Raw genomic sequence first — 13,948 nt, 5'->3', positions numbered from 1 at the left:
ACAGGAGAAACAACGATGTACGAAAACTTAGTCAGCGAAGCCTTTGAGGCGATGAAATCCGCGTATGCACCGTATTCCAACTATCATGTCGGCGCCTGCGTGTTATGCAAGGACGGCCGCACCTTTCGCGGCGTGAACATTGAAAACGCATCCTACGGGGCGACGAACTGTGCCGAGCGCAGCGCGGTGTTCGGCGCGTATTCCTACGGTTACCGCAAGGCGGACATCGCGGCGATTGCGATCGTCAGCGACGGCGCCCGCATCGGAACGCCGTGCGGCATCTGCCGCCAGGTGCTCAGCGAATTGCTGGAAAGCGATACGCCGATCATCCTGTCCAACGGGAAAGAAACGATGGAAACAACGATAGCCGAGCTGCTTCCGATGAGCTTCGGCATGGAGGATCTGGCGTGAAGAGCGGCTTTGTCGCTTTGATCGGCCGGCCCAATGCCGGCAAAAGCACACTGCTGAACGCTCTGGTCCAGCAGAAGGTCGCGATCATTTCCCCCAAGCCGCAGACAACCCGCAATTCCATCCGGGCGATCCGCACCGATGCCGATTCGCAGATCATTTTCGTCGATACGCCGGGAATTCATAAGCCGAAGCATGAGCTGGGCACCCAGATGAATAAGGAAGCCTACTCCGCGGCGTCGGGCGTCGATTTGATCTACTACCTTGTCGACGGCTCAGTGCCGTTTGGCAGCGGCGATGAATTCGTTTTGAATACGCTGCGGCAGATGCATCTGCCGGTGTATCTGATTCTCAATAAAATTGATCTGCTGGAAAAAGAACAGCTGATCGATCTGTTGTTAGCGTGGCAGCGGCGGATGGATTTCAAAGAGATCATTCCGATCAGCGCGAAGACGCAGAACAATCTGGATCAGCTGATCGAAGTCACCAAGAATGATTTGACAGACGGCGTCCAGTATTATCCGGCTGACCAGATCTGCGACTATCCGGAACAGTTCATCATGGCGGAAATTATCCGGGAAAAGGTGCTGCTGCTGACGGAAGAAGAAGTGCCGCATTCCGTCGCGGTCGTGATTGAAAGAATCCGCAAGAACCGCGAGCATCTGATCATCAACGCGATGATTCTGGTCGAACGGGATTCCCAAAAGGGTATCATCATCGGCAAGCAGGGTCGGATGATCAAGCAGATCGGCACGCTGGCGCGGGAAGAACTGCAGGGGCTGTTGGGCGAACCGATTTTCCTTGAATTGTTTGTCCGGGTGGAAAAAGACTGGCGCAACAAGAAGGCCAAGCTGCAGCAGCTGGGGTATATCCAGACGGAGCTGGAGGATGAGTAAAGCCCGGATTGAGGCGGTGATCCTCAAGCAGCAGGACTATCGTGAAAACGACGCGCTGATTACGGTGCTGTCAAAGGACTATGGCAAGCTGGGCTTCGTATGCCGGGGCATCCGCAAGATGGCGAGCAAGAATGCCGTTTCGTGCATGCCGTTTGTGCTGTCGGAGCTGATGTTTGACTACAAGGAACAAGCCACGCTGTTTTCACTAAAGAGCGCGCGCGTTCTGGCGGCGCACCGGCATATCCGCGAAGATTTGGAAAAAATGACAATTGCCCAGGTGATGTGCGAGATTGCCGACAAGCTCCTGGAACAGGGAGAAAGCGATCTGGAAGCGGCTGGCGAAGTTTATGAGCTGCTGAGCGTCAGTCTGGACCGGCTGGACAGCGAGACCGACAGCTATCTGATTTTAGCGCAGTTTACCGCGCTGGCCTTAAAAACCGAAGGGATCGAGCCGGTCGTCGACGAGTGCGTGCTGTGCTCCAACACTCAGGTGCAGACGATTTCTGTTGAAGACGGCGGTTTTCTGTGCGCGGAGTGTGCGGCGATGGTGCATGCCCGGCCGATGGAGGTCGGAGCGCTGAAACGTTTCCGTCTGATCAACAAGGCGCAGCTCGTTCATTTTGCCCAGCTGCGGCCGTATGGCCCGTGGACAAAAAAAGACGCGGAATTGCTGGTCGAATTTTTAATGCTACACAGCGGTGTAAAGCTGGAAAGTTGGCGCTTTCTGGACCGTTTAGCCAATTGACGAAAAGCGCTGATTTGTACTATAATAAACTTTGTCTATAAAAATAAAGAAATGGGGAATTGATCATGGCAGTGAAACAATTTGACACGATCGTCGCGCACGCAAAAAACTCCGGTTTTGTGTTCCAGGGCTCCGAAATTTACGGCGGCTTGAGCAACACCTGGGATTTTGGTCCGCTCGGCGTTGAGCTTAAAGACAATATCAAACGGGCCTGGTGGAAGAAGTTCATTCAGTCCCATCCGAATAACGTCGGCATCCAGGCCGCAATCTTAATGAATCCGAAGGTTTGGGAGGCCAGCGGCCACTTGAAGGGCTTCTCGGATCCGCTGATGGACTGCCGTCACTGCAAGACCCGCCACCGCGCCGATCATCTGATCGAGGAGGCGACGGAAGGCAAGGTTGTGCCGGAGGGCTGGAGCAACGAAAAAATGATGGATTTCATCAAGGAAAACCACATCGCCTGCCCGAACTGCGGCAGTCATGACTTTACCGATATCCGTCAGTTCAACCTGATGTTTAAAACGTTCCAGGGAATTCTGGAAGACGCAAAGAGCACGATTTACCTGCGGCCGGAAACGGCCCAGGGCATGTTCGTCAACTTCAAGAACGTCCAGCGCTCCATGCGCCGCAAGCTGCCCTTTGGCATCGGCCAGATCGGCAAGAGCTTCCGCAACGAGATCACGCCGGGCAACTTCATTTTCCGTACCCGGGAATTCGAGCAGATGGAAATGGAATTCTTCTGCAAGCCGGGCGAGGATTTGCAGTGGTACGAATACTGGAAAAACTTCTGCATGAACTGGCTGACGAACCTGGGCCTGACTGCTGAAAGTCTGCGCTTCCGCGAGCATACGCCGGAGGAGCTGGCGTTCTATTCGAAGGGCACCAGCGATATTGAATATCTGTTCCCGTTCGGCTGGGGCGAGCTGTGGGGCATTGCCGACCGCACGGATTACGACTTGAAAACGCATCAGGAGCATTCCGGCGAATCGCTGGAATACCTTGATCCGCAGACCAATGAAAAATATCTGCCGTACTGCGTAGAACCGGCCGTCGGTGTGGAACGGCTGATGCTGGCGTTCTTATGCGACGCTTACGACGAGGAAGTTCTCAATGAAAAGGACACCCGCGTCGTGCTGCACCTGCATCCGGCGCTGGCTCCGGTCAAGGCCTGCATCCTGCCGCTGTCGAAGCAGCTTTCCGCTTCGGCGAAGGAAATCTATGCTCAGCTGGCTGACAGCTTTGTATGCGAATATGACGAAGCCGGCAGTATCGGCAAGCGTTACCGCCGTCAGGACGCTATCGGCACGCCGTTCTGCGTCACGATCGACTTCGATACCGAGAAGGACGGCTGCGTCACCGTGCGCGAACGCGACAGCATGGAGCAGGTGCGGCTGCCGATCAGCGAATTGCAGGCGCATATTGAAGCGTCGCTGAAGTTCTGATCAGAATCCGTTCGGTACGAACAGGGGGGATGACGAATGCGTCTGAGCGATGAAGAAATCACCGCGGTCAGAAACAGCGCGGATATCGCGGAAGTCATCGGCCACTATGTGCCGTTAGTCAAAAAAGGCCGTTCCATGGCCTGTGTCTGTCCCTTCCACGACGATCACGACCCGTCGCTTTCGATCTCCCAGGATAAGCAGATTTATAAATGCTTCGTCTGCGGAGCCGGCGGCAACGTGTTTACCTTCGTTCAGAATTATGAAAAAGTCAGTTTCCCGGAGGCCGTAGCGAAAGTTGCGGAAATCAGCGGCTACAAGCTTTCGTTTGATCCTTCTGCCTTAAAAGCGCCGGTCGATCCGAGGAAAGACGCATTATATAAGGTGTTGGCGGAAACGATCCGCTACACGCATTATCAGCTGGGAGCGCAGGCGGGAACGCCGGTGCGCGAGTATTTGGCCAACCGCGGGATCGACGAGGCGACGATCGAAAAGTTTGAGATCGGCTGGAACGGTCCGGGCGACGAGCTGCTGCGGTTTCTGCAGGCAAAAGGCTACAACGAGCAGGACATGGTCGCGGCGAATGTCGTCCGGCTGAACGAGAGCGGTCTGCACGATGTGTTCACCAGCCGGATCACGTTTCCGATCCACGACTCGCTCGGCAATCCGATCGGCTTTACGGCCCGCAGTATGGATCCCGAAGCGCAGAGCAAATATATCAACACGACCGAGACCGACGTCTATGTCAAAGGTCATACGGTCTTCAATTATCACCGCGCCAAACAGCCCTCCCGTCAGGAAGGGCGGGTGCTTTTATGCGAGGGTGTCACGGATGTGCTGGCCTTTTCCCGGGCGGGAATGGACAACGTCGTGGCGACGCTGGGCACGGCGTGCACCAAGGAACAGCTGCGCTTACTGCGGCAATGCTCGCTGCATCTGACATTTTGTTATGATGGCGATAAGGCCGGGCAGAACGCGACCTACAAGGCGGCGAAGCTGGCCCGCGAGGCCGGCTTTGAGGTCGGCATCGTCAGCAATCCGACCGGACTGGATCCGGATGAAATTTTGCGCCAGCACGGTGCGGAAGAACTTCGAGCAATGGTCCGCAAAGAGCTGACGTGGATGGAATTTGTCTTTCAGTATCTATCGACGCGTTATGATCTGGAAAACTATTCCGAAAAAAAAGAATTTGCGCTGAAGGTGGAAGACGAAATCAAACAGCTGAGTGATGAATTCGACCGTCAGAATTTTGCCCATCAGCTGGAGCAGCTGACCGGATTTCATCTCGATCTGGGCGCAGCCCCCGCTCCGAAACCGGACAATTCCGGTGCCGGCCGGGTAAAAACAGTTCCGATTCGTTTAAATCCGTCGCGAGATGGTAAGACTAATGCAGAACACCTGATTCTTGCGCTAATGCTTACCCGCCGCGAAGCGGTAGAAATGTTCAAAGAAAAACTCGGTTTTCTGCTGAATGAAGAAAATCAGCAGCTCGCGATGATGATTCTGGATTACAGCCGGTCTCATCCGCAGCTGCAGATTGCGGATTTCATCAGTACGATCGACGAGGAAACGCTGAGACAAAAGGTTCTGGATCTTTCAGAATGGGAGTGTCCACAATTTACGCCGGAGGTCATGGACGGAGCAATCCGCCGCCTGCAGCGGTGTATGCTGGAAGAAAGAATAAATGATCTGAAACAACAGATCCTGCGCATCAGCAATCCGGAAAGCCAGGCTGCCCTTCTCAATGAACGGATGCAGCTGCAGAGAGAATTAAGGGGGTACCTTGATGAAGAAAAACACCAAGACTAAGGAGACAAAAATGCCAGTTTACAAAACGTTGGACCAATTAAAGGAAGAATTCAAAAAGACCTATCTTGCGGATAAGGTCATTTATCAGAAGGATGTCATGGATGCCCTGGAACATCTCGATCTGACGGATAACGACATGGACGACCTGTACGAGTGGTTCGCCGCGGAAGGCATCGACATCAGCGAGGACGACGATATCGAAGAACTGGAAAACATCGAGATTCCGGAAGCGGGAGCGATGACTCAGGATATCGGCGACGATCTGGAATTCCTGGCGGAAGATGCCGGGGAAGATTTTGACGAGGAAGTCGAGGACGTGGAAGTCCCGATCGATCTCAGCGAAACCTACAGCAGCTCTCCTTATGTGCGGATCAACGATCCGGTGAAGATGTATCTGAAAGAAATCGGACGGGTACCGCTGCTGAATCCGGAAGATGAACCGGAAATCGCTCGCCGGATTCAGGCCGGGGATGAGGAAGCCAAGCGGATTCTGATTTCATCCAACCTGCGTCTGGTCGTTTCGATCGCGAAGAAATACGTCGGCCGCGGCATGTTGTTTCTGGATCTGATCCAGGAAGGCAACATGGGATTGGTCAAGGCGGTTGAGAAGTTCGACTACACCAAAGGTTTTAAATTTTCAACGTATGCGACATGGTGGATCCGCCAGGCGATCACCCGTGCGATTGCCGACCAGGCCCGGACAATCCGAATCCCGGTACATATGGTAGAAACGATTAACAAATTGACTCGTGTTCAGCGGCAGCTTGTGCAGGATCTGGGCCGGGAACCGACGGCTGAGGAAATCGCGGAAAAGATGGAAAACATTACGCCGGACAAGGTTCGCGAGATCCAGAAAATCGCGCTGGAGCCGGTTTCGCTGGAAACGCCGATCGGCGAGGAAGACGATTCCCACCTGGGTGATTTCATCGAGGATAAAGACGCGATGTCGCCGGATCAGTACGCCAACAATCAGCTGCTGAAGGATGAGATCAACAATGTCCTGCAGGGGCTGACGGAACGGGAGGAAAAGGTGCTGCGGCTGCGCTTCGGGCTGTATGACGGCCGGACACGCACTTTGGAAGAAGTCGGTAAGGAATTCAACGTTACGCGTGAACGTATCCGTCAGATTGAAGCCAAGGCGCTGCGCAAGCTGAAACATCCGACCCGCTCCAAGCGGCTGCGGGATTTCGTCGATAAGAACTAAGGGTTATGCTGAGCGTCCGACTTAAAGCGATTGCCGACTGCGTTCCGGAAGGGACGATCGTCGCCGATATCGGAACGGATCACGCCTTTCTGCCGGTGGAACTGATTGCCTCCGGAAAGATTGAAAGAGCGTATGCCTGCGATATCGGAACCGGACCGTTGGAGCATGCCCGCGCGACGGTGGCGGAAGCCGGGCTGCAGGCGCAGATTTCGTTGATTCTGACGCCGGGCCTGGAGAAAGTGCCGCAGGATGCACAGGTCGCCGTGATTGCCGGGATGGGCTGGATGACAGCCAGGGAAATTCTGGAAAACGATTTTGAACGGCTGGGACAGTTTCAGCGGATTCTTGTGCAGGTCAACCGCGAGGTGGCTTCACTGCGTCGCTGGATCATGGATCACGGGTTTGAAATTGTTGCGGAGAAGCTGGTGCACGACCGGCATTACTATCAGATCGTCGGTTTCCGCAAGGCATCTCAGCCGGTTGTTTATACCGAAGCCCAGCTGCAGTACGGCCCGTTTCTATTAGCGCGCCGGGAACCGGTCTTCATCGAATATTATCATTACCGCAAGACCAAGCTGGAACGGATTGCCCGTCAGATTGAGGATCCAATCAAGCGGGGAGAAATCCTGCGTCAGATCGAGGAAATAGATGCGGTGGTTTTAAATCGCTAAATCTGAACAGAAATAAGCAGAGAGAAGGGCCGCGAGGTCCTTCCCTTTTTCTATGGCTTGGAATTGGGATAGTGTTGCTTATCTGGGGCTGAGGCAGAGCAAACATCGTTTTTTACTTAAATAGGAAGAAAATTCGTAAATTATTGACAAATCTGGTCGGGTATGCAATCTGGACTTTGATTTCAAACTGCGCTACAATGAAAAAACAAGGTCAGTTTATTCGTTGACTGACGATCAATTTGTTGGGAAGGGAGCAGCCGACGGCATTGGGGGCGGTTGGCTGTGAAGGGGATAGTCATGAACAATAAAAAAACAATGCTTTATCTGGCCGGTTTTTTTGTAAGCCAGCTCGTTTTGGTCGTCGCGGTTTTCGGCGTGCGGAAAGAAATGGAGATCGTTCAGATTTTTATCATTCTCTCGCTGGCCATTGCGATCACGCTGGTCGGCGATTTCTGCATCTTCGGGATTATTCGCGGCGTCATGCGGTATAACGAAGAAGAACTGGAGCTGCGGCAGCTGACGGAACTTAACCGGCGAAATTATCAATTCTATCAGTTTGCCGTGATGCAGCAGCAGAATATCCGTTATTTTTATCATGACCTGTCGAATCATCTGATTACCCTGGAAATCCTAAAGGAACAGGGAAAGACGGAAGAACTCAATGCGTACGCCAATAAGCTGATGACGCAGTTTGATCGCCAGCTGCCGGCCTACAAGACCGGCAACGTCATGCTCGATATCTTAATCCAATATAATCAGATTCATGAGCCGGCCTGCCCGCTGACCGTCCGCGGGCCAGTTCCGGAACAGTTTGATTTTTCGGCGCTGCTGCGCGTAATGCAGAAGCTGGCGGAAATCTGCCCGGGGACACCAGTAACCTTGCGTTTTGAGCCGACGCTGCGCGTGGAAGTGCCGACGGCGGAATTGGCGCGGAAACAAAAGGAAATCGAAACGCTGCGGCAGGAAAACAAGACGCTGGAAATCATCGGGGTGATGGAATAATGCAGAACCCGATTTTATATTACCTGAATCATATTCCACTACTGATGACCTGGACGTATTGTTACAATGAAATCCTGCCGGTCCGCAAGAGCTACTGGCGCGATTATCTTGCGCTGGATCTGGGCATCACGCTGGCGGTGTTCTTTCTGTTAAGTCTGTACGCGATTCCCGGATCAGCGCAGGATCATTCAGTTGTCCGCATGACGGTGTCCGCATCGGTGATCGGCCTTGTGATCTACCTTGTGAAGCGTCCGGGCTTGAAAGCGACGTTGTTCGCCTTGTTTGCCCAACAGCTGCTTTCGATCACTGCGGAAATGGTGACGATGCTGATCACGCTGGTCGGCGTGCAGTTCAGCCGCGACGCGTATGAAAGTGCCTTCTACATGAACGTTTTTTCCTATCTACTGCTGGATGGGATGAGCTTGTTGTTTTTCAAAGCCGCGCTGAGCTTTGGAAAAAAACACAGGCGCTCGGTGGAAGGAGAATACTATACGATCGGCACGCTGCTTTTTACCTGCCAGTTTTTGTGGCTGTATATTTTGTCCTATAAGCTGATTTACGTCAAGGAAGCCAGTTCGGGATTGTTGGCGCAGGCGCTTGGATTTCTGATTGTTACCGACATTGTCGTCTTTTTCAGCGCTGTCCGGATCGTCCGGCAGAAGCGAAAAAAACAGGAACTGGACGCCCGCCGGCAGATGAATGCGGAACTGGCGGGACATCTGGAAAAATTATCGGAAAAACAGGATGGAATTGAGACGGTTTTCCATGAAATGCACGATCTAAACGCTCAGATTGAGAGTTTGCAGGTGATTCGGGGCCGGCTGCGAAAGCTGCGGGAAGATTTGTATTGTGAAAATCCGTATGCCAACGCTTTATTCAATTATTATCGCCAGCTCTGCGATCAGAAGCAGATCGCCGCGACCTTTGTGATTGAATCCAGTCTGAACGGGATTCTGGACGAGTACGATTTAAACACGCTGCTGTCCAACCTGCTGAAGAATGCGGTGGAAGCCGCAGAATTCAGCGAATCTCCGTTCATTGACTTTCAGGCGGGGAAAAAGCCGGGCTGCTGCTGATCCGCTGCCGCAACCGTGTTGCGGAAAACGTTACCAAACGGAACAAAAAAATCAGCGGACAGGGAACGGCGATCATGGAAGCCATTCTGCGCCGCTGCCATGGCGTGCACAGCTTCAGCCGGGATCACGATATCGTGACGGTACAGATCGCGCTGGAGAGTGGAAAGCGGGTGAAGGAATGCTGAACAACGAACCTTTTTTCTATTTCAATCATTTCATTCTATTTCTGATCTGGGCAGCTTTTCACTGCGCTTTTCTTAATCATCGGGAGCCGTTAAAAACACTGTTCCCCAAGCTGTATCTGGCGTTTATCATCAACTTTATTTTTAATTTTATTCTGTTTTCGGTCTTTGACGAGTTCTTTGCGGTTAACAGTCTGCGGACGCTGACGACGATCATTTTCATGCTTCTGGTCGTGAAAATTGTGGTAAAGGAATCGTGGATGAACACGGTGTTCGCCATGATCTTTCATACAGTGTGCATTCTGTTATCCGAGATGCTGGCCATTCTGGTCATGGTGGCGGCCAGCGGGTTTGATCAGGCAGCGTTTCAGGATGCTTCGTTTTTCGGTACGGCAGGCTTTCTGGTCATGGACGTCTGGAATGCGGTCTTTTTCGGTCTGGTTCTTTTCTTGAAACGCAAGGTGTTTCCGGCCGTTGACTGGCAGAAACAGGCGCGTTTGATTCCGCTGATCATCGTGCATGCGCTGTGGATTTATCTGCTTTCCTATAAATTGATCTACGCGTATCAGATCACAATGAACCTGACTTTATTTTTCATTGGATCCTGGCTGTGTCTGCAGGGATCGGCGTTCTTTTTGATCCGCAGTTTGTTAAAAATGAAGGCGGCGCGCGAGAATGCTGAGCAAAAACGGGAAGATAACGAACGCATTCAGACGCAGATTCTGGCGTTGTATGAAAAGCAGGACGTGATGGATGAGGTCTGGCAGACAGTCAAAGCGCAGCTTGGCCATGTTGATGTGGAACAACTCCGATCCGCACATCATCAGATCGGGGCGATCCGTAACCTGATCTATTGCGATAATCCGTCGGTCAATGCGATGTTGGCTTCGTTTGACAGACAATTTGCAAAACAGGCAGTGCCTTTTCATTACGCGATTGAAGCTTCATTGCTTTCCGGCGTCGATGATTTCGATATGAACACGCTGTTGTCCAACTTGCTGAAAAATGCTTTGGAAGCGGCCGAAGGCGCGCCGGAGCCGCAGATCAGCCTGACCATCACTCAGCAAAAGCAGATGTTGTTTATCCGCTGTGTGAATTCCTGCGGTCAGCCGCGGCAAAGAAAGAAGCAGATCCGCGGCAATGGGATGAAGATCATCACGCAGATCGCGGAAAAGTATCAAGGTCAGGCACAATGGGAGAAGGAAGCTTCGCGGATGATTGCCGAAGTGCTGCTGAACAAAATGCAGGCTGAGAATGAAGAGCTTTCTGCGGCGTAAGGCCGCTCACGGAGTCTGAATTCTGAAACGATGGCGAATGGACTGTTTAAAGCTGATCTGGAACAAGTGAGCTTGAGTGGAGCGGACGTCAGCGGGACATTCTGTCACTTATGTCTGGATATCTGCCGCTTACGCCGAATTTGTGGCGGGCTGTTTCCCTTTCGGGTACAATAACAAAGAAGAAAAGGAGGGAAACGGATGGCTGGAGTCGGAATGATACTGATGATTTCCTTTGCCTTGAGTGGTTTGGGATTGATTTTGTTTTTAACTTTTTCCCGACGTCAGCACTTGGGGATACAGGGCAAAGAAACGCCGCTGAACGGCAGCCCGCAGTCGATTGTCATGGCGGGTGCTGGTCTGGCGTTGTTGCTTTTCCAATGGGATTCGCCGATATCTGCGCTGCAATGGCTGATGTTCGCGGCGGCTGCCGCGGGTTTGATTCTGTTGGCGCACAGTCTGCGCCAGGGCTTGTTCGCCGGTTCGGCGTTGTTGTTATTTGCCGGTATGCTGATGAAGCTGATCTGGGATGACGAGGGGCTTCGTCAGCTGGGGCCGTTAGTCTTCCTGATCAGCTATGAATGCGCAGCGGCCGGGCTGATGATCCATTCTGCGGAGCCGGCGGTGCGGCAGCGGCTTAAAAACTTGATGCTGTGGCTGGCGCTGTTGTTTGGGATTGCGCTTGCAGGCCGCAATAACGCGCAGTGGCTGCCGCTGCAGTCCTTCTTGCAGCTGATCTGTGCCTATAAGATTTATTCCCGAGCTTTGGATTTTCGGGAACAATTTTATTTCGTGCAGAAGCAGCGGAGGATTCGGCAGTTAAAACCGATTCAGGCAGGCATGCTGGTCATGATCTCAGCGCTTTTGTTAGCGGGGGTGCAGGCGGGGCTGGTGCGGTCTGAAAGTAAAAATGCCCGGCCGCAGGTCTGGGTATACCGTACTGAAGACGAGCACCTCAGCAATCTGATCGTGATCGAGGGGGAAAAACTGAATTTGAATCTGGCCTATCCGGTCAGCGACGCTTATGCGGATACGCGAGTAAAGCTGCGGATCACGGAAACGGAAAGCGGCGAGATTGTCTATGAAAGCGAAGAAGCGTTGGATGATCAACGAACCGCACCCGATAGTTATTGGATCATCAGTGAACGGCCGGGAATCAATCTCAGTTCACGCCGGCCGGTCCCATGGACGATCACCTGGTCTGTTCTCAAGGAGGAAACGGTCCTTGAAACCCGAACGTTAAATTGCGATCCCCTGGCGCTTCCGGTCTTTGCGGGTGAGGGTCAGTATTTCCTCATCCGCAATCTGACAGCGGGCTATGGCTATTTCTCCTCCCCGGATGTGCAGGCGAGGAATACGCTGCAGATCAATCCGCTGCGGTTTCGGAATCTGGGGTATCAGATGACGATGTTTGACGCACAGGATCAGCCGGTCATTGAAAGCTCCAGCAACGGAACGATCCGCGCCAGCCTGACGTTAAGCCACAGTGCTTCGGGGTGGGGCATTAATTTTGAAGATGACGAAGTGGTCCGCGGTGAAATCACAATCTGGGTCAGCGACGCGAAGGGGAAAAAGTTCTATGAGGAAACGATAGAACTGGTGAAGCAGCCATGATCAAACTGATCTGTCGGCCCGAGCATGAGGCCCAGCTGCGGGAAACTCTGAAACCCTTTGAAGCGCTGGATCTGACGCTGGTCGAAAAAGGCGTTGACTACGATTCGATTGGAATTCTGTTTCAGATGGAGGATCTGGCGGAACTGACCGCCTTTCTCAATCATCATTTTCTGCAGGAAAAGCGGCAGACGCTGACGGGTCAGCATGATGGGCGGACTTATGTCGTCGCGCTGGCGGACGTGCTGTATATTGAAGGGCTGCAGCGGGAAACGTTCGCCTATACCGCCAGCCGATGTCTGCAGCTCAACCGCAAGCTGTATCAGCTGCAGGAGGAGCTGTATCCGCGTCAGTTTATCCGCATCAGCAAATCTTATCTTGTCAACCTCGCGAAGGTCGAACAAATTGCCCCGAGCTTTAACGGCCGGCTGACGCTGATGTTAAGCGGCGGCGTGCAGCTGGAGGTCAGCCGCAGCTATGCGCCGCATTTTCGCAAAGCGATTGGAATGGAGGGAAGACGATGATCGAACGATGGCTCTATCAAATTCTGATCGGGATGGCAATTCCTCTGACGGCCAGCTTCTTCAATCCCCGCGCTGCATCGCCGGACGGAATCTGGATTGTTCTGACCGGTCTGGCTTACGCGCTGTTTTTAGAAAGCTACCGTCTCTGGATTCAATCTCTGCACTGGGGAGCGCGGACTGCGGCCGCCGTCAGTCTGTTTCTGATCGCGCTGGTTGTTTTCAGTCATTTTACGTTAGAACGCTTTCTACTTTTAATCGCGCTGGGTGTGCCGATGATCCGGCTGACGCTTTCATTGCGCCGGTATTCGCAAGCGCTGGAGCAGTTTAAGCAGCAGCTGCAGGCAGAGAATGAGGATTCAAAAATCTCCGGAAGATAAGCGTATCCTTAAAACCACTATGGAAAAGGCAGGAGGATTAATTTATGGAAATAGAAACGATTTTATCGTGGCTTCATCAAAATGCAGATTCGCAAAAGTCCATCGTGGTCATGATGTGCGGCGTGGCCGGGGCCGGGAAGACGACGCTGGCGAAGCAGCTGGAAGCCGCGGGGTATCTGCGTTTGTCGATTGACGAGGAGGTCTGGCGGCAATATGGCCGGTATGGCGTGGATTATCCAGCTTCGGCGTATGCCGCGTATTCAGCTGCCGTTGAGGTACAGCTGCAAGATCAGCTGGTGAAAGCGATTCAAGAACATCGACCGGTGGTCATTGATTTTAGTTTCTGGAGCCGGAAGAAACGTGATGCTTACCGCCGGCGGATTACGGACGCGGGTGGTCAGGTTCGTTTAATTTATCTCAAGGCCAGTCCGGAATGTTTGTGCCGCCGTCTGCGTCTGCGATCGCTGCGCCGCGATGCCAATGCCGCGTTTGAAATCACAGACACGATTCTCAACGGGTATCTCCAGGACTTTGAAGCGCCGCGGGGAGAAGGGGAACTGGTGATCGATCAGGATCAGTCCGCAGATTTTCCTTGCGCTCAGAAGGTTGAGCAGGGATAATGCAGAGCGGAGATCTCAGACTTGAACCGCTGCGCCGCGAACCATAAAAAGGTTCTATAAATTTTGGTGTTGGTGGAAACCAACGCCTTTTTTTCTTGAGCATAAAAAAA

14 protein-coding genes are annotated in these 13,948 nt (G+C 52.9%); all 14 read left to right on the top strand.

Going from position 1 to position 13,948, the window contains the following annotated elements; all coding sequences use genetic code 11:
• The first annotated feature begins 15 nt into the window (after positions 1–15).
• The 14 genes from cdd (at position 16) to I2G61_RS01260 (ending at position 13,838) form a co-directional block, all read left to right on the top strand.
• Complete coding sequence (cdd, locus tag I2G61_RS01325; RefSeq protein WP_006060215.1) at positions 16–411, top strand: cytidine deaminase; 396 nt, start codon at positions 16–18, stop codon at positions 409–411.
• Positions 408–1,304, top strand: a complete 897-nt coding sequence (gene era, locus I2G61_RS01320) for a GTPase Era (protein ID WP_072683478.1) — start codon at positions 408–410, stop codon at positions 1,302–1,304. Before cdd ends, era begins: the two co-directional genes overlap by 4 nt.
• Positions 1,297–2,049 carry a DNA repair protein RecO gene (gene recO, locus I2G61_RS01315; RefSeq protein WP_072683477.1) on the top strand — a complete coding sequence of 251 codons (753 nt, stop codon included), beginning with the start codon at positions 1,297–1,299 and terminating at the stop codon, positions 2,047–2,049. Before era ends, recO begins: the two co-directional genes overlap by 8 nt.
• 65 nt (positions 2,050–2,114) lie before the next feature.
• Positions 2,115–3,491 carry a glycine--tRNA ligase gene (locus I2G61_RS01310; protein WP_072683476.1) on the top strand — a complete coding sequence of 459 codons (1,377 nt, stop codon included), beginning with the start codon at positions 2,115–2,117 and terminating at the stop codon, positions 3,489–3,491.
• A gap of 36 nt (positions 3,492–3,527) precedes the next feature.
• Positions 3,528–5,297 (top strand): DNA primase, encoded by a 1,770-nt coding sequence (gene dnaG / locus I2G61_RS01305; RefSeq protein ID WP_195547791.1) that lies wholly within the window; start codon positions 3,528–3,530, stop codon positions 5,295–5,297.
• Positions 5,275–6,501 carry an RNA polymerase sigma factor RpoD gene (rpoD, locus tag I2G61_RS01300; protein WP_195397474.1) on the top strand — a complete coding sequence of 409 codons (1,227 nt, stop codon included), beginning with the start codon at positions 5,275–5,277 and terminating at the stop codon, positions 6,499–6,501. Before dnaG ends, rpoD begins: the two co-directional genes overlap by 23 nt.
• A 5-nt stretch (positions 6,502–6,506) precedes the next feature.
• Positions 6,507–7,172, top strand: a complete 666-nt coding sequence (locus tag I2G61_RS01295) for a class I SAM-dependent methyltransferase (protein ID WP_195547790.1) — start codon at positions 6,507–6,509, stop codon at positions 7,170–7,172.
• A 297-nt stretch (positions 7,173–7,469) separates the two neighbouring features.
• Positions 7,470–8,174, top strand: coding sequence for a hypothetical protein (locus I2G61_RS01290; protein WP_195547789.1), 705 nt, complete (start codon positions 7,470–7,472; stop codon positions 8,172–8,174).
• A complete protein-coding gene (locus I2G61_RS01285) occupies positions 8,174–9,250 on the top strand; it encodes a hypothetical protein (RefSeq protein WP_195547788.1) in 1,077 nt (358 codons plus the stop codon). Before I2G61_RS01290 ends, I2G61_RS01285 begins: the two co-directional genes overlap by 1 nt.
• 178 nt (positions 9,251–9,428) lie before the next feature.
• The gene (locus I2G61_RS01280) at positions 9,429–10,709 is read left to right on the top strand and encodes a GHKL domain-containing protein (RefSeq protein WP_195547787.1); all 1,281 of its coding nucleotides are present in this window, start codon (positions 9,429–9,431) and stop codon (positions 10,707–10,709) included.
• Positions 10,710–10,907: 198 nt separating this feature from the next.
• On the top strand, positions 10,908–12,320 hold the full coding sequence (locus I2G61_RS01275) for a hypothetical protein (protein ID WP_195547786.1): 1,413 nt from the start codon (positions 10,908–10,910) through the stop codon (positions 12,318–12,320).
• Positions 12,317–12,841: a LytTR family DNA-binding domain-containing protein gene (locus I2G61_RS01270; RefSeq protein ID WP_195397468.1), complete on the top strand. Its 525-nt coding sequence runs from the start codon at positions 12,317–12,319 to the stop codon at positions 12,839–12,841. Before I2G61_RS01275 ends, I2G61_RS01270 begins: the two co-directional genes overlap by 4 nt.
• Positions 12,838–13,218 (top strand): hypothetical protein, encoded by a 381-nt coding sequence (locus I2G61_RS01265; protein ID WP_195547785.1) that lies wholly within the window; start codon positions 12,838–12,840, stop codon positions 13,216–13,218. Before I2G61_RS01270 ends, I2G61_RS01265 begins: the two co-directional genes overlap by 4 nt.
• A gap of 44 nt (positions 13,219–13,262) precedes the next feature.
• A complete protein-coding gene (locus I2G61_RS01260) occupies positions 13,263–13,838 on the top strand; it encodes an ATP-binding protein (RefSeq protein WP_195547784.1) in 576 nt (191 codons plus the stop codon).
• The last annotated feature ends 110 nt before the right edge of the window (positions 13,839–13,948 follow it).

Source organism: Holdemania sp. 1001095H_141210_F2 (assembly GCF_015558105.1).
GTDB lineage: Bacteria > Bacillota_I > Bacilli_A > Erysipelotrichales > Erysipelotrichaceae > Holdemania.
Note: the sequence above shows the minus strand (reverse complement) of the source record. Positions and strands in the feature narration are given on the sequence as shown.

Coding starts and splice junctions, on each gene's coding strand:
- rpoD (WP_195397474.1), top strand. CDS start 5,275: ATGAAGAAAAACACCAAGACTAAGGAGACAAAAATGCCAGTTTACAAA.
- dnaG (WP_195547791.1), top strand. CDS start 3,528: ATGCGTCTGAGCGATGAAGAAATCACCGCGGTCAGAAACAGCGCGGAT.
- I2G61_RS01260 (WP_195547784.1), top strand. CDS start 13,263: ATGGAAATAGAAACGATTTTATCGTGGCTTCATCAAAATGCAGATTCG.
- I2G61_RS01310 (WP_072683476.1), top strand. CDS start 2,115: ATGGCAGTGAAACAATTTGACACGATCGTCGCGCACGCAAAAAACTCC.
- I2G61_RS01280 (WP_195547787.1), top strand. CDS start 9,429: ATGCTGAACAACGAACCTTTTTTCTATTTCAATCATTTCATTCTATTT.
- I2G61_RS01275 (WP_195547786.1), top strand. CDS start 10,908: ATGGCTGGAGTCGGAATGATACTGATGATTTCCTTTGCCTTGAGTGGT.
- I2G61_RS01285 (WP_195547788.1), top strand. CDS start 8,174: ATGCAGAACCCGATTTTATATTACCTGAATCATATTCCACTACTGATG.
- I2G61_RS01295 (WP_195547790.1), top strand. CDS start 6,507: ATGCTGAGCGTCCGACTTAAAGCGATTGCCGACTGCGTTCCGGAAGGG.
- cdd (WP_006060215.1), top strand. CDS start 16: ATGTACGAAAACTTAGTCAGCGAAGCCTTTGAGGCGATGAAATCCGCG.
- I2G61_RS01290 (WP_195547789.1), top strand. CDS start 7,470: ATGAACAATAAAAAAACAATGCTTTATCTGGCCGGTTTTTTTGTAAGC.
- I2G61_RS01265 (WP_195547785.1), top strand. CDS start 12,838: ATGATCGAACGATGGCTCTATCAAATTCTGATCGGGATGGCAATTCCT.
- recO (WP_072683477.1), top strand. CDS start 1,297: ATGAGTAAAGCCCGGATTGAGGCGGTGATCCTCAAGCAGCAGGACTAT.
- I2G61_RS01270 (WP_195397468.1), top strand. CDS start 12,317: ATGATCAAACTGATCTGTCGGCCCGAGCATGAGGCCCAGCTGCGGGAA.